We start from the raw sequence: 16,375 nt of genomic DNA on the forward strand, positions 1-16,375 counted from the left end.
TAAAAGAGGCGGCAGTTTACCTGATGCAGCGCATGCTGCCCATGAAGGTGCGCTTATGGATGTTCAGGGCGAAGCTAAATGCGGGGCAAAGGTGCCGTTGGAGCGAGGCTTGCCCGCGAAGAGGCCGGTACATTCGATGGATGATGCGCTGCCTGGGAAAATGTCTTCGCGGGCAAGCCTCGCTCCCACAAATCAATGTGATTGATTCAGTTGGTCATGAAGTTTGCCAGCGAATAAAGCGGCTGATCAGCTACGCCGCTCAACAATAAACCGCGCCAGCGCCCGCAGTGGCTCGGCGGCTGTGTCGAAAGGTCGCAGGGCGTCGAGGGCCTGGTCGCGCAGTTGCAGGGCGTAGGCCTTGGCCGCGTCGAGGCCGAGCAGGGCCGGGTAGGTCGGTTTGTCCCGGGCGATATCGGCACCCTGGCGCTTGCCCAGGGTCGCGGTATCGCTTTCGACGTCGAGGATGTCGTCCTGCACCTGAAAGGCCAGGCCGATGGCCCGGGCGTAGGTCTGCAGGGCGTCGAGCTGGCTCTGACCAGCCTTGCCGCTGGCCAGGGCGCCGAGTTTGACGCTGGCTTCGATCAGGGCACCGGTCTTGTGCCGGTGCATGAAGGCGAGGGCGTCTTGATCAAGCTTGAGGCCGACCGAGCCGAGGTCGATAGCCTGACCACCCACCATACCGGCAGGGCCGGCAGCAAAGGCCAGGGCATCGACCATCTGCAAGCGGGTTTCGGCGTTCTGCGGGCTCAGGCTGGCATTGAGCAAGGCGCTGAAGGCCAGGCTTTGCAGGCCGTCACCGGCGAGAATCGCACAGGCTTCGTCGAAGGCTTTATGAGTGGTGGGCTGGCCGCGACGCAGATCGTCGTCGTCCATGGCGGGCAGATCGTCATGCACCAGTGAATAGGCATGGATCAGCTCCACCGCGCAGGCCGCGCCATTGGCTTGCCCGGCGTCAGTGCCCAGAGCTTCGCAGGCGGCATAAACCAGCAACGGGCGCACGCGTTTGCCGCCGTTCATCACGCTGTAGCGCATGGCGGCGTACAGGCGGGTCAATTCAGGACTTGGGGCTTCGAACAGGCTCTCCAGCGCCGCATTGACGCGGGCCTGACTGCGAGCTTGATAGTCAGCGATCATTCGGGTTGTTCCGCATCGAAGGGTTCTTCCGCCAGTTCGCCGTCGCGTTCGAGCAGGATCTGCACTTTCTGTTCGGCCTGGGCCAGCGCGCTCTGACAGTCACGCGTCAGGCGGATGCCCTGTTCAAAGGCGGTCAGGGAGTCTTCCAGCGACAGCTCGCCGTTTTCCAGACGCTCTACCAGCGTTTGCAGGTCGGCGAGTGACTGTTCGAAATCCAGTGCAGCTTTCTTGCGGGCCATGGCGGGTATTCCGGTAGAGGTTAAACCGGCGCGACACTAGCAGAGCATGGGCTTTGGGGCAAATGACATGGGGGTAGGTTGACCACCTGTGGGACCGGCTTTAGCCGGGAAGGCGCAGGCAAGAGCGATACATTTCTATCGCCTGCCTTGTCCTCTTCCCGGCTAAAGCCGGTCCCACAATGAGCCTATTTGATACCCAACCGCCGATCCAGCGAGATCGCCCCCGCACCGCGACTGATGATGATCAGCAGCAACCCGGCCCAGGACAGGTGGGTCGGCCAGGCATCGGGATAGACGAAGATCTCGATCACCAGGGTCATGCCCAGCAAGGCCAGGGCCGACAGTCGGCTGAACAGCCCGAGAATCAGCAAGACCGGGAACAGGTGCTCGGCGTATGCCGACAGATGGGCCGCCACTTGCGGGTCGATCAGCGGCAGGTTGTATTCCGTGCGGAACAGCTCGTAGGTACTGTCCTTGATGGTCAAAAAGCCCTCGACCTTGGTCCGCCCGGACATGATGAAGATTGCGGCAATCGAGATCCGTGCCACCAGCGCCAGGGTTGAGTCACTGATCAGGCGTTGCATGCGGTCGGCGAGACCATTCCACAGCACGAGCAGGCGGGGCGGATTCATGGTGTTCTCCAATGCTCAGTGAGCGGCAAATACGTCGGCAGCGATCAGGCGGCTGAGCATGTTCATCAGGTCCAGGTCGGGTTCGGCCTGGGTTGCGTGTTCGGCTGCATCTTCCAGGGGTAGATTGGCGGCGCAGGCATCGAGAAAGGCGCACTCGCCGATGCTCAGGGGTGACCAGGTGATGAACCCGGTACTGCGGCTGATCAGCGCACCTTCGCCGACCCATTCCAGTTCGGCAGGCACGTCGGTCTGTTCGCGATTGCAGCGCCAGATGGTGTAGGCCGGCTGAGTGGCGAACCATTTCCAGCGAGCGGTGGCGCGCAGCTTGAGTCTTACGCTGGCTAACAGCTCAGGTTCGATGGCCGCAAAGGCGGCGACGTCGAGGGCGAGTTCGTCCTCGGCACCGTGCGCTTCGTTCCACAGCAGGTCGAGGCGCGCGACATTGCCCAGGTAAGGCAGGTCCCGAGCGTGCTCGAAGTCATCGAGGAAATCCGGGAAGCCTTTACCATAATTGAGCAAGCGCGCATCGGTGGGCGGCGACTGGCGAACATAGAGCGCCGCAGCGGCTTGCATCCACTCGGTGCCGACCAAGCGTTCCACCGTGGGGAAGTTTGCCAGCAGGGCATCGCTGGCGCCCTTCATCACGGTGTTGCGATACACCAGAAACCCCGACTGTTCAGTCAGTACCGGCAAGGTTTCGGGGTCCTTGCCATACAGGGCGCTGATAAAGGCGTCCTGAAAACCGGCCAGTGACAGGTTCATTGTGCGGTCTCCAATTGCAGGTGCCGATGGGTGTCCAGCAGGCTCTGGGCCCGATTGCGTTCGATCATCAGTTCATCGAAGGCAGGGATCTGGTCATCGCGCTCGATCAGCGTCGGCCTTGGGCCAATGCGTTTGATCAAGCGCTGATAAAGCGACCAGACCGCGTCGCTAATGGGGCTGTCGTGGGAGTCGATCAGCAGGTTCGAGTCGCCAGGGTCAGCGGTGTGACCGGCCAGATGAATTTCCATGACCGCATCGGCGGGGAAAGCATCCAGGTAACTGGCGGCGTTGAAGCTTTGGTTGTGCGCGCTGATAAAGACGTTGTTGACGTCCAGCAGCAGCCCGCAGCCGGTTCTGTTGCTCAGCTCGGTGAGAAAATCGAGCTCGCTCCAGTCATGGCCGTCGAGCCTTAAATAGTGGGTCGGATTTTCAATCGCAATCCGGCGCCCGAGGATGTTCTGGGTGCAATCAATGTTGTCGACGATCCGTTGCAGCGCTTCATGGGAGCGTGGAAACGGCAGCAGATCGGGGTGGTACTGGCCTCGCCAGGTTGACCAGGCCAGGTGTTCCGATATCAGTGCCGGTTGAACGCGATCGGCAAGCGCCTTGAGCCGTTGCAGGTGTGCCATGTCCGGCGGGCAATCGGCCGCCAGGGACAGGGATACACCGTGCAGGGACAGCGGGTGCCGACTGCCAATCGCTTCAAGCCAGGCCAGTCGGGGACCGCCGTCAACCATGTAGTTTTCCGGATGGACTTCAAACCACAGGCCGCCGGCGGTGCAATCGAGTGCGTGCTCGTAATGCTCTGCCTTGAGGCCAAGTCCGGCGCCCATCTTTATGGAAGTTTTCATGATCGACGTGTCCCTTGATGTGGCGGGTTACATGGCTTCCAGAGTACCGTGGCCGTTCGGCGTCTTGATCGAGGTGCAAGTGCCGGCTGGAACGTTTTTCCAGGAGTTGGCCTGATAGTCGGTTTTCGAGGTGCCAGCACACGTGGTGCCTGCGCCTGCTTTGCAATCGTTCTTGCCAGCCATGGAAACGCCGTAGCATTTTTCCATTGCCGCTGGTTTTTCGGCAGCCATGACAGAACCGGCAGCAACGGAAGACAGGGCGATGGCGATAGCGGCGATATTCATAGTTTTCATGGTGTTTCTCCGAGGATGTAGTTAGTTGGTCAACAGTTCAGCGAATTTGTCGCTGTGCTTGCGATCCGAGAAGTAATTCGTCGTGAAACGCCAACCGGTTACAGCCATCGAAAAAATTTTTTGAAATATCGTGAAAAAATTTGCGCCGGGCAGGGTTTCTCAGTTCACTGCCCACCTTGCGCTCAGTGAGTGCGCGCTCGTAACGCGCTTATGAGAAAAACAATTAAAAAATTTCTAACTTTTGTGTAACCAGGGCGATTGATGGACCGAACTACACATAACGAATCGTTGCGCAGGCGAGAGATCGATCTTCAGACGCTCTTCCTGTCGGGGCTCAAGGGCAATCAGGCGGACTACGCGCGTTTCCTGCGAGAGTTAAGCACGCATTTGCGTGGTTTTCTCAGGGCACGGCTGCTGCGTCAGCCGGATGAGATAGAGGATCTGCTGCAAGAGATCCTGCTGGCAGTGCATAACGGCCGCCAGACCTATCAATCCGAGCAGCCGTTGACGGCCTGGGTGTTTGCCATTGCGCGCTACAAGCTGGCCGATTTCTATCGTTCACGCTCGCGGCACGACGGCCTCACCGATTCCATAGATGACACCGAGGAGCTGTTTGCCGAGCCCTGTCTTGAACCGGCTCAGGCGAGTCGCGATCTGGACAAGTTGCTCGAAGAGCTGCCGGACAAACAACGACTGCCGATCGTGCACGTCAAGCTCGAGGGGCTTTCCGTGGCGCAGACGGCGCAGTTGACCGGACTTTCCGAGTCGGCGGTAAAGATTGGCGTGCATCGCGGCCTCAAGGCGCTGGCGGCCATGATCAGAGGTAAATGATGAACACAGACGATCTTATTTCCATGCTCTCGACAGGAGTCGAACCCGTTGATCCCAGGGCGATCGCCAAGCGCTTCAGCCTGGCGATCCTGATTGGCGGTGTGGGCGCTCTGTTGGTGATCCTGCTGCGCTTTGGCGTGCGGCCTGATCTGGCCGAAGTGGCGACGACCCCGATTTTCTGGGCCAAGATTGCCTTTCCCCTGAGCCTGATGGTGGGCGCGCTGCTGATGGTGACGCGCCTGGCTCGCCCGGGCATGACGGCTGGCGGCGGCAAGCTCTGGGTGACCCTCGGGGTGGTGGCGATCTGGGTTGGCGCCTTGTATGGCCTGGCCGTGGCGCCAGCCGATGAGCGCGTGGCCATGGTGCTGGGCAAGACCTGGAAGGTCTGTGCCTTCAATATCTCGCTGCTGTCGATACCGGGCTTTATCGCCGTGTTCTGGGCCCTGCGTGGCCTGGCGCCGACGCAACCGAGGCTGGCCGGAGCCTGCGGCGGCCTGCTCGCCAGCTCCCTGGCGACCCTTGCCTACTGCCTGCATTGCCCGGAAATGGCCGTGCCGTTCTGGGGCATCTGGTATCTGCTGGGTATGCTGGTACCGACCCTGATCGGCGCGGCCATGGGGCCGCATTGGTTGCGTTGGTAATTTACATCTGCAGGTTACATCTGTAGGAGCGGCTTTAGCCGCGAGGGCGCTCTCCCGGCTAAAGCCGGTCCTACAGGCGTTCTCACCATATCGCCGTATCTCAATCTACGCTGCCATCGCCGTTGACGATGGCAAGCTCGCCAATGACTGATTTGCCGCCCCGGTTCGCCCTCCTAGTATCGCAGTGACTGCCTTTTCATCACTGCGAGCCGCGAACCATGAAGAACTTCCGTATCGGCCAGATCGTCCCCAGCTCCAACACCACCATGGAAACCGAGATCCCGGCGATGCTGACGTCGCGCTATCCGCTGTTTCCTGAAGAGCACTTCACCTTTCACTCGGCGCGTATGCGCATGATGAAAGTCAGCCCCGAAGAGCTGAAGAAAATGGACGTGGACAGTGATCGCTGCGCTCTGGAGTTGAGTGATGCGCGGGTCGATGTCATGGCCTATGCCTGCCTGGTCGCGATCATGTGCCAGGGGCCGGGTTATCACAGTGTTTCCCAGGCGCGCCTGAGCAAGGCCGTGGAGTCCAATCAGGCGCCGACGCCGGTGCTGAGTTCAGCCGGTGCGTTGATCGACAGCCTGAATCTGATGCAATACAAGAAAATCGCCATTATCACTCCCTACATGAAGCCCCTGACCCAGCAGGTGATCGATTACATCGAAGCCGCCGGAATCGAAGTCACCGACTCCATCAGCCTGGAAGTCTCGGACAACCTCGCCGTCGGCCGCCTCGACCCGATGGATCTGGTCGCCCACGCCGACCGCCTGAATATCGGCCAGGCCGATGGCGTGGTGCTGTCGTGTTGCGTGCAGATGCCTTCGCTGCCTGCCATCCAGGTGGTGCAGGATCGCCTGGACAAGCCGGTGCTGTCGGCCTCGGTGGCCACGGTCTACCAGATCCTCAAGACCCTGGGCCTGGAAGCCAAAGTGCCGAATGCCGGGTATTTGTTGTCGGGCGCCCTGTAATTATTTAGATTGCGGGGCTTCCTGTGGGACCGGCTTTAGCCGGGAAGACTGCAGTACAGACGCTGAAGGTGTTTGGACTGCACCGACCTCTTCCCGGCTAAAGCCGGTCCCACCGGTCTTGAGTTTGCCTGGAGATATGGCATGAAGCTCGACCCCGTCTCGCTGCGCCTGTTCGTCAGTGTCATCGAAGAAGGCACCATCGCTGCTGCCGCCAAGCGTGAGCACATTGCGGCTGCGGCGGTGAGCAAGCGTCTGAGTGAATTGGAGGCATTGCTCGATGCGCAACTGCTGGTGCGCAGTAACAAGGGCATCACGCCGACGGCGGCGGGGGTGTCGTTGCTGTATCTGGCACGCAGTGCGCTGAATAACCTCAACGATATCGTCGTGCAGATGCGCGACTACGCCCATGGCCTGCGCGGTTCGGTGCAGGTACTGGCCAATATTTCCGCGATCACCCAGTTCATGCCCGCCCTGATCCGCTCGTTCATGGATCGCTACCCGCTGATCGACATCGCCTTGCAAGAGCGCGAAAGCCTGGCGATTACCCAGGCCGTGGCCCAGAACCAGGCTGATATCGGCATCTTCACCCGCCTGCCCCACGGGACGGACGTCGAGGTCTACCGGTTTCGTGAAGACAAACTGGTCCTGCTCGTCCCCGACAATCATCCCCTGGCCGGGCGCGACAGCGTACGTTTCGAAGAGGCTCTGGATGAGCCATTCGTGGCCCTGAGAAGCGGCACGCACCTGAATTTCCAGCTGATCAAGGCGGCCAACGACGTCGGCCGCTCGCTGAAAATCCGCATGGAAGTGTCCAACTACGACGCCCTGGGCCTGATGGTGCAGGCCGGTATTGGCCTGGGCGTCATGCCGCTTGGCAGTGTCGGTCTGTACAACCTGGCCAATATCCGCACCCTCGACCTCAACGAACCCTGGGCCCGGCGTGAACTGAGCCTGTGTGTGCGCTCACGGGAAGGGCTGTCGAGTGCGGCGCGGTTGTTTTTTGACCACTTGCTGGGCGATTAACAGCGTGGTTTTTATCCTTGCTTGAGCAGGGTTTCGACGTTGCACAAGGCCATGGCGGCCATCTCGGCGGAAAAACCATAGCTGTTGACGAAATACTGCTGACGAAGGCGCTGCCGTGCTTTTGTCTGGGCCTGCCATAGCGCGTCATCGGCGAACAGGGCAGGCAAACCCCAGCGCTGCGCCTCCTCGACATTGACGATCTCCTGGCGTAGCAGGACATCCGGCGAACTCTCTCCGGTCAGGTCACTCTGTTCGGCGCCGGGGACGTTCAGCAGCAGCAGGTTTTTGTCCAGATACAGGGCCCCAAACGCCGTACCACCGTAGTCGCACACCACATAGTCGGCGCAGCGGAACAGGTTGAGGTTGTCGTAGACCGTGACGATCACGGCGGTGAACTCATAGCGATCGAGAATCGCCAGCACGTGCGGTTCGGCTTCTACCGACAGTGGGTGAGTCTTGACGATCACGTTGTAGTCGTCGCACAGCGTGGCCATCGCATCGGCAAAACGGCTGATCGACGACAACTCCTTCCAGCTTGGCAGCCAGAGCACGGTTTTTTTGGCCGGGTCCAGGGTCAACCCAGGCGGGCTCACACCGATCAGCTCCGGCTTGCGGAAGTAGTCGTCATAACGTGGGTAACCCATCTGGAAGGTCACGGCGTCGCAGCACTGTTTCAATTGCCTGGGCTCCCAGGGGCCGAAGCAGAGGATCAGGTCGTAGTGGCTGTTCCAGGCTGAGAAGTTATGCCTGGCCGCGCCCAGGGCGTACATGAAACGCACCTGAATATTGCCCAGGGCTTTGATCAGCGGCTGATCACCGTGATCGTACATGCTCAGGTTGGAGACCACGATGTCGTAGCGGTGACCGCAATTGAGGATGCTGGAGCTCTCGAAGCAGCGGTAACCCCAGGCTTTGGCCAGGGCCCGGCTTTGGGCGCGTTCCTCGTCGGTGCCATGGATCACGATGTCGAAGCTGTCCTCACCCAGCAGCCGCCATATCGATTGATAGTGATTGAACATCTCGGCGACATGGACCATGAAGGCGATTGGCCTGAAATCCTTGGCAAGCAGTGCCTGAATACTCATTTTGCTTCCCTGTTAAATGCGTTCAGCGTGGCGATCAGATAGGTTTGCTCGGCATCGCTGAGCGTGTGATAGAGCGGCAGCGACAAAATCTGCTGGTTCAGCGCAGCATCGCGGGCTCGGGCAGAGACCGTCAGATGGCGATAGGGCTTTTGCTCAGGGATGGCCAGCGGATAATGGATATTGGTCTGGATGCCGTGTCTGGCCAGGTAGTCCTTCAAGTCCTCGCGGTATGGGCAGGCGACGACAAACAGGTGCCAGACGTGCGCTCCGCGCTCGGTGACATGGGGCAGCTTGATCAAAGGGTTGCGGATTTCGGCGAGAAAGCGCTCGGCAATGCACCGGCGTCGCTCGGTGTCGGCATCCAGTCGCGCCAGCTTGACCCGGAGCACAGCAGCCTGGATTTCATCCAGCCGGCTATTCACCCCGGCATGGTCATGCTGATACTTGACGCGCGAGCCATAGTTGCCCAGTGCTCGCACCAGGCTCGCCAGTTCGGCATCGTTGCAGACCACGGCCCCGGCATCGCCAAGGGCGCCGAGGTTCTTGCCGGGGTAGAAGCTGAATGCCGCCGCGTCGCCCCAGTTGCCCGCCTTGCGCCCTTGCAGGCTGGCGCCGTGGGCCTGGGCGCAGTCTTCCAGGAGCAACAGCTTGTGCCGGGCGGCCAGGGCCATGATGCGTGGCATGGGCGCCAGTTGCCCGTAGAGATGCACCGGCAGGATCAAGCGCGTCTTGTCGTTGATGGCTGCTTCGACCGCGCTGATATCCAGGTTGTACGTGGCCGGGTCGATGTCCACCAGTACCGGCGTCAGACCGTTTTCGGTAATGGCGGCGATGGTGGCGATAAAGGTGTTGTTCTGCACAATCACTTCGTCGCCGTCCTGCAGCTTGCCTTGCTCTTTCCAGGCGCGCAGCACCAGCGACAGAGCGTCCAGGCCATTGGCGACACCGATGGCGTGGCTGGCCCCGCAATACGCGGCGAATTCGGCTTCGAACTGGCGCAGTTCCTCGCCCATCAGATACCAGCCAGAATCGATGACCCTGGCGCAGGCCGCCTTCAACTCATCAGCGTATTCGTGATTGATCGCTTTCAGGTCGAGGAAGGGAATGTTCATCGTCATGCCGTCACCATGGCCAGGAAGGTTGGGTAATCGCGTACGTAGTCGGCTTCGTCGTAGAGATTGTCGGCCAGTACCATGAGCACGCAGTCGGCAGAGAAGTCGTACATCTCCCGCCAGATAAAGGATTCGATCAGCAATCCCTGATTGGGGTTATCGAGGCGAATATCGATTTTTTCTGTGCCGTCATCCAGCATGAAACGACACGAGCCACGCACGGCAATGGCCACCTGCTTCAAGGACTTGTGGGCGTGATAGCCCCGACGTACACCCTCGCCTGTATCGAACATGTAGTAGACGCGCTTGACCTGAAAGGGAATATTTTTGCCTTCCTCCAGGGCGATCAGTGAGCCGCGCTCGTCACCATGGGCCTGCAACTGCAAATAATGGACTTTCATGATGTCTTTTCGCTGTAGGAGGCCGACTTATCCTTCGTGAGCCACTTCACGATGGTCTCTGTGTTGATCGAATATCCCTTGTAGTAAATCTCTCTGGAGTCAGAGGTATTTGCCTGATAAGGGATGTAATCCATTTCAACGTCGACGATAGCTGCAAGGTTGGAAAAAAACGAAATCGCCCCGGCTTCTTCGGCCATCCAGCACAACGCCCTGGCGCCTTTGGTGGCGAACAGGATATTGGTCCAGGCCGCACCGGTCGGGCCGATGATGATATCGGCGTTGGCCATGATCGCAACCTGATGATGGATGTCCTGCTCCTCCATGTACACGCAGGTGAATCCCAGGGGTTCCAGGCGCGCCAGTACTTCAGCCTGATTGTATGGGCGCAGGAAACCCTTGCGGCCGAGGAACACCCGCTTGGGCAGGGTTGCCGGATTAATATCGGCGGCCAAGGGCAGGGCCCTGTCGCGCAGGAACCGGATCGATTCCGGCCGGGCGAAGCTGTTTTCGGCGATGCCCCGCGCTGAGCCCTGGAAATTGGCGATGCAGTTGTTGGGCGCGCTTATCATCAGCAAGTCTGCGACGCAGTACGCCGCCACGCTCTTGAGAAAGATCACCGGGCGCGGGATGCCGATGGCCTCGATCAATGCTTTGATGGCCGGAATATTCTGGCTATGCGCGGAAATCAGCACGGGATAGTCGTCGTACTCTCGCGGCAGCTCGCTGACGAATTGCAGCTGACTGAGGATTTCCAGGACCCAGTGGTAGTAATTCACTTCGCTGACGCCGGTAATCAGCAGCCCCTTGTCTAGAGGCTCGGCCTGAATGCCCTTGCGCACCAGCGCCAGGTCCCGGCCATGGTAAAGCAGGTGCGCGCCGCTGTAGTCAGCTGCAGTAGTCTTGGAGGTGGTCACCCGCTCGACGACCAGCCGCTCGCCCGGCAGGATCACCGAGCGCGAAACCGAGCAGACCTGGGCGTTTCTGAAGCGGTAAAGCGCCACTTCCGGCAAGGTTATGGGGCTGGGCGCCACCTCGCGGCCAAGATAACGCGGGCCTTGTACGCTGCCGGGGCGAGCCGGGCGCAGCACATTCACCTTGTTGGCAGCGGCTTCATCGAGCCAGCACAAGGTGTAGCGGCGGATGTCGTACTGCCTGGCAAAGAAGAATCTGAACAGCAGCTCGCTGATCAGGCCTGAGCGTTGGCACATCAAGGCATAACCGACGCGCTCCAGGTAAGCGCTCAGACGCTGGGCGGGGCCTGGGGCTTCCAGTTGCCGATGGAAAATGCTGATCTGCTCTTCGCGCACGGCCAGTTCATCGACCAGTTGCGGGTAGATTTCACGGTAGTAATCGCTGGCGATAATGATCTGGTCAAAGTGCAGCTCGCTCAGGCTTTGCGGGCTGTAAATGGTCTTGCCGAACAGGCTCTGCCCGTGTTTCTGCTGATTGTTGTCGAGAAAACCGATCACGTTGTAGCGGCCACGACTGCTTTTATAGAAGTTGATCCCGCCTGCGCCGGTGCCAAAAATAAGGACGCGTTTTTTTTGTTCTGCCGCCGCCATACATGACCTCTTGGCACCTTTACGAACGGGCGCCGGAAAAACTGAAAACTCCCTGCCTCAAGCCTGCATCGCTACATGAATGCCTGTCATGGAACAGTGGTGTAGAGCGGGCCGACCCATGCCGCAGGTCGGCCAACGGAGTTCGGTAGCGTGCCGCGCGGCCTGTCAGCTCTTGTTGATAATGTTACCGCGTATCTGCGCCACGCCTTTTTCGTCAAGATCGCGGCGGGTCCTGATCGGTTTAAGCTCGCCCTTGATCCTGCTGTTAATGTCGTCGATGCCGGTCCTGTAGCTGTTGCCATTGGATTTACCGAGCAAATAACGCAGCGACAGGCGGAACTGTTCCGACTCATGGGTCACCGGGCGGGTTCCATGCAGCGTGCAGTTGTGCCAAAGGCCGACATAGCCGGGCCCGCCGGTCAATTTTTGATCAATGCACGGTGTGCAGTTGCCCATGTCATCGCTATAGACCCATTTGTCGTCATGCAGGTGTTCAAGTCGGTGAGGGAAGAGTGTCGCCCCGAATTGATGGGTGCCGGGCATCAGGTGCAGCGGCGAATCATGCTCGCTGACATCGTGCAGATAGACATACAGGGTCAGGAAGGTCGATGGATCGAGTTCTACCCGGCCCTGAGGCCAATCGATGATGTCCTGATGAAAGTCGATGCCGCGAAAGTAAGTGATGTCGCGAAACGGCTTCTTGATATAAGGCCCCAGGTTTGCGACGTTGACATCACGGATCTTCTCGCGGATCCATTCCGGCAGCCAGGAGTCCGGCACGCCGCACACCGCTTTCTTGATCACCACTTCGTAATCATCACCCAGCACATGGCCGAGCACGGCGGTCAGGCGTGGGTCCTGTTCGATGAACTGCAACTGCTCTTCGAACTGATTGAGGAAGTTGAAGGTCTTGGTCGGGTTGGCGTTGAAGTGGTTTTCCTGCGCCAGATACTCGGCCTGATCCATGAACAGGCTGCCGTCGAACGCCCGGGCGGCGATCATCCGTTGGTACAGCGCCTGGGTACGGTGAACGTCGAGTATTTCTCCGAACACGTGGGCGCCGTGTTCCATGAGGTTGTTGACGCAGCTCTGCATGCTTTATTCGCTCATCTTGCTGTTGATCCCAGTGATGTTATCGGCCCCCTTGTCTTGAAATGAATCCGGGCCGCGAAAAAAAACGCTTCGGCGCAATCGCCTGGCCTAATCTTCCGGCAGTTGCAACATGGCGCTATTGAGCCGTATCAGCGGATCCATGACGAGGATGCTTTATTCGCGAAAGTGCCAAGCCGGGTGTAGGCTTCGGCCGGTCGACGCAGTGCTTGTCTGGAGTGGTCATGGATCTGCAAGGAAAATCCGTACGTTTGAGATTGATCGAAGCCGATGATGCAGCCTTCGTTCTCAAGCTGCGTCTGGACGAGCGTTATAACCAGTTCTTGTCCAGTGTAACCCCAGCGTCGAAGCGCAACGTCTCTGGATCGAAGGCTACAAGGATGATGAACGCGCCGGTCGCCAGTTCTATTTCATCATCGAAAGGCACGACGGCACGCCCTGCGGCACCGTGCGTATCTATGATTTGCGCGAGGATTCATTCTGCTGGGGCAGTTGGATTCTGAACGGGGACAAGACCCGTTATGCCGCCCTGGAGAGTGCTTTTCTGATCTATCAGATCGGCTTCCAGCATCTGGGTTATCACAAGGCCCATTTCGATGTGCGCAAGGGTAACGAGAGCGTTATTTCTTTCAACGAAAAAATGGGGGCGCTGCGGACCGGCGAGGATGAGGACAATCTGTATTTCGGGATCAGCGAAGCGGCTGTTCTTCAGTTTCGCGAACACTTGCTGAAGAAACTGATGGACGAGGCCGACAAATAATAAAATTCGGCACAGCCTGAGTGCGCAAGGAGTTGTATATAAATGAACGCGCTTAAAGAAAATATTTGATCGTTTCGACGCAATGCTTGAACCGGCGGTCGCTGCTATGGACAGCGCTTTCGTAGGTCGTCAATATTTGCTCTAGGCTGTGGATCAAAGAAGTAGAGACAGGCAGGCAATGATCATCATCGCAGGAAAAAACAATATTGCCGTGCACGGTCTGGAACTGGCATTGCGGCACTTCCCGGCTGACTGCATTGCCGTGGTATGTAATAAAAATGACCCTGGAGTCGATACCTGGCAGCGATCATTGCGCCAGGCTGCAGCGCAATGGGGCGTGAAAGAAATCAGCCTCGACGCCGCCTATGAGATGGCCGCCCTGGCGTTCATATCCCTGGAGTTCGACCAACTGGTCTTGCCGTCGCGGTTTTCGATCCCGGCTATTTTTAATATTCACTTTTCCAAATTGCCGGAATACAAAGGCATGTTTACCTGCGTATGGCCCATCCTTGACGGTAAGGAAGAGGCGGGCGTGACGCTTCATTATATGGACCGTGGTATTGATACCGGCGATATAGTCGACCAGCAAATATTCCCGATTGCCGATTGGTGGACCTGCCGGGAACTCTTCCTGACATTCACCCAGCAGGCCTGCGAATTGATGGACCGCTGGTTCCTGCGACTGGTCAACCATCAGGCCGAGGGGCGACCACAGTCGGCGCGCGGGTCGAGTTACTATTCGAAGTCGGCGATCGACTACGGCTGTCTCAGTATCAAAACCAACGCCACCGCCTGGGAATGCGTGAAGCAAATCAGGGCGTTTGCCTTTCGTGAGTTCCAGTTCTTGAAGTGGCAGGGTAAGCCCGTAACGTCCGCCACGATTCTTGCGCAGAAGTCCTGCAATAAACCGGGCTTTGTCGTGGCAGAAACCGAATATTACGTGGACGTGGCGACCATTGATTACGACGTCCGTTTCCATTTCGACAGGCTGGCGCAGATGCTGGCGGCCTGTGAGCAAGGAGACCTGCAGGAGGTCATCAGGCTGGAAGGCAATATCGCAGGCTACAACGACGCCAACATCAAGGGCTGGACGCCGCTCATCGTGGCCAGCTACGCCGGGGCCTACGATGTGGTGAACTGGCTGTTGAAGAAGGGCGCGTCAGCACGTCGCCCCAACAACAAAGGCACTACGCCTTTGATGTACGCCAAGGATGCGTATTTTGCCGGGCGCTGCCGTCGCACCTTTTCCCTGCTGTTGAAAAACGGCGCGGATCTGCAAGCTCAGGATCATGCCGGTAAAAAATTATCGGATTATCTGAGTGAAGAGCAATACGCAGAGTTACTCGTGCGCGTTTGATCAATGCCCTATCCATAGCTGAGTTTCGTATGTTTGTGTGGTCGAAAAAGAAAGAACGCATTCTTGTTTTTGGCGCCGGTTCAGGCGGCGTCAACTATTACAATCGCCATCGCAGGCGTTATGACGTCCTTGGGTTTTTGGATAACAATGCGCAGCGACACGGGGAGCGCTTGGTCGGCAAGTTGATCTATGCGCCTCAGGAACTGGCTCAACTCGAGTTCGACCGGATTGTCATTGCCAGTGACTATTACGCGGCCATTTATCCGCAATTGATCAACCTGGGTGTCCCCTGGTCAAAAATCGATATTCATCACCCGGGCCTGGCGCCGGTGTCGCGGATCATGCGTCTGCGCAGCTGCCTGCGGGTTCTGCTGTTGGAGTCGATTTGCCACAGCCCCGAGCTGATATCCGACGCGCTCTTGGCGGTCTTTCGCAAATGGAAGCCCGGTCATGCAAAAGCGCTAAAGCGCTACAAACTGCATTGGCTGGACAGCTCCGATGAGTTCAAAGTGCATGTGTTTCGGCCGGCAATGCCCGCTGAAGTCCAGGGGCCGCGGTTTGTCGGGAGGGAGGTAGCCGCAGAAAGAATCACGCTGCCGGAGGTCGCACTGCATCGCTTTCGCGACGGGCTGGTGGGCTCGGTATCCCGTTCTGTAGTGCTGGCGGATGAGCGAGCGGTGGTGGAGCGGGTGACCACGACAACACCGCGCGACGCCGATTACAGCGTCGGCGATTTGTTTTTTCACGGCAAGTCTCTGGTGCTGATGCGGTGCGGCAAGGTTGAATCTGTTGATAAAGGCATTTTGATCAATGGTGGCAGCGAGGGTAACTATTATCACTGGGTTGTAGAAATTCTTTCCCAGTTGCAGTTCATTGCCGAGTTGCCTGAGGCGTATCAGGATTACCCCATCCTGATTTCTGCCAATAGCCAGAAAATACCGTCGATCAAGGCCTTGGTGGAAAGCCAGGGCATTACCAGGCCTTTTATTTATCTGGAAACACAGCATAAATACCGGGTCGCGGATCTGTTGCTAATCACGGCGCCCAACAACATGATTCCTAACTTCAAGAACAGCAACGGCAACACCACCAATAGCAATTTTGCGCGGCCTGAATCCATTCAGTATCTGCGCAAAAGCGGGTTAAGCCTGGCCGCCGGGATCGCCATGGCTGACTTGCCCAAGCGGGTGTTTCTTGCGCGCAAGGGGCATTTGCGCCGCTATAACCAGCAGGATGTCGTCGATCTGCTTGAGCCCTACGGTTTTGTCTCTGTGCACATGGAAGATCTGGACGTTCACCAGCAGGTCGCGATCATGGTCAATGCCGAAGTGGTTGTGGGGCCGACAGGGGCTGCTTGGACCAACATCATGTTCGCTTCGCCAGGTACCCAGGCATTGTGCTGGATGGCCGAGGAATATGGCGACCTGTCGTGCTTTTCCAATCTGGCGGCGATTGTCGGTGTCGATCTGGAGTTCATCTGCTATCGCACCGGTGCCAGAACTTCCCACGAGCTTTACTACAGGGACTACACCCTGGACTGCTCAGCCGTCAGGGCATGGGTGCAGCGACATTTGCCTGATCCGGTCTAGGCTCTGTACGAAACGTGGCTG

General features: G+C 58.4%; 18 protein-coding genes. 7 read left to right on the forward strand and 11 right to left on the reverse strand.

Annotated elements, in window-relative coordinates:
• Nucleotides 1–246: 246 nt before the first annotated feature.
• The 6 genes from ispA to AC1Z24_RS03265 form a co-directional block, all read right to left on the reverse strand.
• Entirely contained in the window at nucleotides 247–1,134 is an 888-nt protein-coding gene (gene ispA / locus AC1Z24_RS03240) for a (2E,6E)-farnesyl diphosphate synthase (protein WP_483744506.1), read from the reverse strand.
• Nucleotides 1,131–1,373: an exodeoxyribonuclease VII small subunit gene (locus AC1Z24_RS03245; RefSeq protein ID WP_259104622.1), complete on the reverse strand. Its 243-nt coding sequence runs from the start codon at nucleotides 1,371–1,373 to the stop codon at nucleotides 1,131–1,133. The genes ispA and AC1Z24_RS03245 overlap by 4 nt, the downstream gene beginning before the upstream one ends.
• Nucleotides 1,374–1,558: 185 nt before the next feature.
• Nucleotides 1,559–2,005, reverse strand: a complete 447-nt coding sequence (locus AC1Z24_RS03250) for a DoxX family protein (RefSeq protein WP_483744507.1) — start codon at nucleotides 2,003–2,005, stop codon at nucleotides 1,559–1,561.
• Nucleotides 2,006–2,020: 15 nt separating this feature from the next.
• Complete coding sequence (locus tag AC1Z24_RS03255) at nucleotides 2,021–2,767, reverse strand: HvfC/BufC family peptide modification chaperone (RefSeq protein WP_483744508.1); 747 nt, start codon at nucleotides 2,765–2,767, stop codon at nucleotides 2,021–2,023.
• Nucleotides 2,764–3,618: an MNIO family bufferin maturase gene (bufB, locus tag AC1Z24_RS03260; RefSeq protein ID WP_483744509.1), complete on the reverse strand. Its 855-nt coding sequence runs from the start codon at nucleotides 3,616–3,618 to the stop codon at nucleotides 2,764–2,766. Before bufB ends, AC1Z24_RS03255 begins: the two co-directional genes overlap by 4 nt.
• A 27-nt stretch (nucleotides 3,619–3,645) precedes the next feature.
• On the reverse strand, nucleotides 3,646–3,912 hold the full coding sequence (locus tag AC1Z24_RS03265; RefSeq protein WP_073163725.1) for a BufA1 family periplasmic bufferin-type metallophore: 267 nt from the start codon (nucleotides 3,910–3,912) through the stop codon (nucleotides 3,646–3,648).
• A 261-nt stretch (nucleotides 3,913–4,173) separates the two neighbouring features.
• On the opposite strand from AC1Z24_RS03265, the gene AC1Z24_RS03270 reads away from it, so the two are divergent.
• The 4 genes from AC1Z24_RS03270 to AC1Z24_RS03285 all read left to right on the forward strand — a co-directional run bounded on the left by AC1Z24_RS03270 (nucleotide 4,174) and on the right by AC1Z24_RS03285 (nucleotide 7,378).
• Nucleotides 4,174–4,743: a sigma-70 family RNA polymerase sigma factor gene (locus tag AC1Z24_RS03270; RefSeq protein ID WP_483744510.1), complete on the forward strand. Its 570-nt coding sequence runs from the start codon at nucleotides 4,174–4,176 to the stop codon at nucleotides 4,741–4,743.
• On the forward strand, nucleotides 4,743–5,384 hold the full coding sequence (locus tag AC1Z24_RS03275) for a DUF1109 domain-containing protein (RefSeq protein ID WP_483744511.1): 642 nt from the start codon (nucleotides 4,743–4,745) through the stop codon (nucleotides 5,382–5,384). The genes AC1Z24_RS03270 and AC1Z24_RS03275 overlap by 1 nt, the downstream gene beginning before the upstream one ends.
• Before the next feature lie 218 nt (nucleotides 5,385–5,602).
• A complete protein-coding gene (locus AC1Z24_RS03280; protein ID WP_483744512.1) occupies nucleotides 5,603–6,355 on the forward strand; it encodes a maleate cis-trans isomerase family protein in 753 nt (250 codons plus the stop codon).
• A gap of 141 nt (nucleotides 6,356–6,496) precedes the next feature.
• Nucleotides 6,497–7,378, forward strand: a complete 882-nt coding sequence (locus tag AC1Z24_RS03285; RefSeq protein ID WP_483744513.1) for a LysR family transcriptional regulator — start codon at nucleotides 6,497–6,499, stop codon at nucleotides 7,376–7,378.
• 11 nt (nucleotides 7,379–7,389) lie between these two features.
• On the opposite strand, the gene AC1Z24_RS03290 is transcribed toward AC1Z24_RS03285, so the two are convergent.
• The 5 genes from AC1Z24_RS03290 to AC1Z24_RS03310 form a co-directional block, all read right to left on the reverse strand.
• Complete coding sequence (locus AC1Z24_RS03290) at nucleotides 7,390–8,463, reverse strand: CDP-glycerol glycerophosphotransferase family protein (protein WP_483744514.1); 1,074 nt, start codon at nucleotides 8,461–8,463, stop codon at nucleotides 7,390–7,392.
• Complete coding sequence (locus AC1Z24_RS03295) at nucleotides 8,460–9,575, reverse strand: DegT/DnrJ/EryC1/StrS family aminotransferase (protein WP_483746512.1); 1,116 nt, start codon at nucleotides 9,573–9,575, stop codon at nucleotides 8,460–8,462. The genes AC1Z24_RS03290 and AC1Z24_RS03295 overlap by 4 nt, the downstream gene beginning before the upstream one ends.
• 2 nt (nucleotides 9,576–9,577) lie before the next feature.
• On the reverse strand, nucleotides 9,578–9,976 hold the full coding sequence (locus AC1Z24_RS03300; protein WP_259104644.1) for a sugar 3,4-ketoisomerase: 399 nt from the start codon (nucleotides 9,974–9,976) through the stop codon (nucleotides 9,578–9,580).
• Nucleotides 9,973–11,538 carry a glycosyltransferase 61 family protein gene (locus AC1Z24_RS03305; RefSeq protein WP_483744515.1) on the reverse strand — a complete coding sequence of 522 codons (1,566 nt, stop codon included), beginning with the start codon at nucleotides 11,536–11,538 and terminating at the stop codon, nucleotides 9,973–9,975. The genes AC1Z24_RS03300 and AC1Z24_RS03305 overlap by 4 nt, the downstream gene beginning before the upstream one ends.
• 165 nt (nucleotides 11,539–11,703) lie before the next feature.
• Nucleotides 11,704–12,633 (reverse strand): phytanoyl-CoA dioxygenase family protein, encoded by a 930-nt coding sequence (locus AC1Z24_RS03310; RefSeq protein WP_483744516.1) that lies wholly within the window; start codon nucleotides 12,631–12,633, stop codon nucleotides 11,704–11,706.
• A gap of 379 nt (nucleotides 12,634–13,012) precedes the next feature.
• Here AC1Z24_RS03310 and AC1Z24_RS03315 point away from each other — a divergent pair, with 379 nt between their 5' ends.
• The 3 genes from AC1Z24_RS03315 (at nucleotide 13,013) to AC1Z24_RS03325 (ending at nucleotide 16,354) form a co-directional block, all read left to right on the forward strand.
• Nucleotides 13,013–13,408: a GNAT family N-acetyltransferase gene (locus AC1Z24_RS03315; protein ID WP_483746513.1), complete on the forward strand. Its 396-nt coding sequence runs from the start codon at nucleotides 13,013–13,015 to the stop codon at nucleotides 13,406–13,408.
• 178 nt (nucleotides 13,409–13,586) lie between these two features.
• Complete coding sequence (locus AC1Z24_RS03320) at nucleotides 13,587–14,765, forward strand: formyltransferase family protein (protein WP_483744517.1); 1,179 nt, start codon at nucleotides 13,587–13,589, stop codon at nucleotides 14,763–14,765.
• Nucleotides 14,766–14,794: 29 nt separating this feature from the next.
• The gene (locus AC1Z24_RS03325) at nucleotides 14,795–16,354 is read left to right on the forward strand and encodes a glycosyltransferase 61 family protein (RefSeq protein WP_483744518.1); all 1,560 of its coding nucleotides are present in this window, start codon (nucleotides 14,795–14,797) and stop codon (nucleotides 16,352–16,354) included.
• Nucleotides 16,355–16,375: the final 21 nt, after the last annotated feature.

Source organism: Pseudomonas sp. JL23 (assembly GCF_056933585.1).

Coding starts and splice junctions, on each gene's coding strand:
- ispA (WP_483744506.1), bottom strand. CDS start 1,134: ATGATCGCTGACTATCAAGCTCGCAGTCAGGCCCGCGTCAATGCGGCG.
- AC1Z24_RS03325 (WP_483744518.1), top strand. CDS start 14,795: ATGTTTGTGTGGTCGAAAAAGAAAGAACGCATTCTTGTTTTTGGCGCC.
- AC1Z24_RS03255 (WP_483744508.1), bottom strand. CDS start 2,767: ATGAACCTGTCACTGGCCGGTTTTCAGGACGCCTTTATCAGCGCCCTG.
- AC1Z24_RS03295 (WP_483746512.1), bottom strand. CDS start 9,575: ATGAACATTCCCTTCCTCGACCTGAAAGCGATCAATCACGAATACGCT.
- bufB (WP_483744509.1), bottom strand. CDS start 3,618: ATGAAAACTTCCATAAAGATGGGCGCCGGACTTGGCCTCAAGGCAGAG.
- AC1Z24_RS03310 (WP_483744516.1), bottom strand. CDS start 12,633: ATGCAGAGCTGCGTCAACAACCTCATGGAACACGGCGCCCACGTGTTC.
- AC1Z24_RS03275 (WP_483744511.1), top strand. CDS start 4,743: ATGAACACAGACGATCTTATTTCCATGCTCTCGACAGGAGTCGAACCC.
- AC1Z24_RS03280 (WP_483744512.1), top strand. CDS start 5,603: ATGAAGAACTTCCGTATCGGCCAGATCGTCCCCAGCTCCAACACCACC.
- AC1Z24_RS03305 (WP_483744515.1), bottom strand. CDS start 11,538: ATGGCGGCGGCAGAACAAAAAAAACGCGTCCTTATTTTTGGCACCGGC.
- AC1Z24_RS03290 (WP_483744514.1), bottom strand. CDS start 8,463: ATGAGTATTCAGGCACTGCTTGCCAAGGATTTCAGGCCAATCGCCTTC.
- AC1Z24_RS03265 (WP_073163725.1), bottom strand. CDS start 3,912: ATGAAAACTATGAATATCGCCGCTATCGCCATCGCCCTGTCTTCCGTT.
- AC1Z24_RS03250 (WP_483744507.1), bottom strand. CDS start 2,005: ATGAATCCGCCCCGCCTGCTCGTGCTGTGGAATGGTCTCGCCGACCGC.
- AC1Z24_RS03300 (WP_259104644.1), bottom strand. CDS start 9,976: ATGAAAGTCCATTATTTGCAGTTGCAGGCCCATGGTGACGAGCGCGGC.
- AC1Z24_RS03270 (WP_483744510.1), top strand. CDS start 4,174: ATGGACCGAACTACACATAACGAATCGTTGCGCAGGCGAGAGATCGAT.
- AC1Z24_RS03285 (WP_483744513.1), top strand. CDS start 6,497: ATGAAGCTCGACCCCGTCTCGCTGCGCCTGTTCGTCAGTGTCATCGAA.
- AC1Z24_RS03245 (WP_259104622.1), bottom strand. CDS start 1,373: ATGGCCCGCAAGAAAGCTGCACTGGATTTCGAACAGTCACTCGCCGAC.
- AC1Z24_RS03320 (WP_483744517.1), top strand. CDS start 13,587: ATGATCATCATCGCAGGAAAAAACAATATTGCCGTGCACGGTCTGGAA.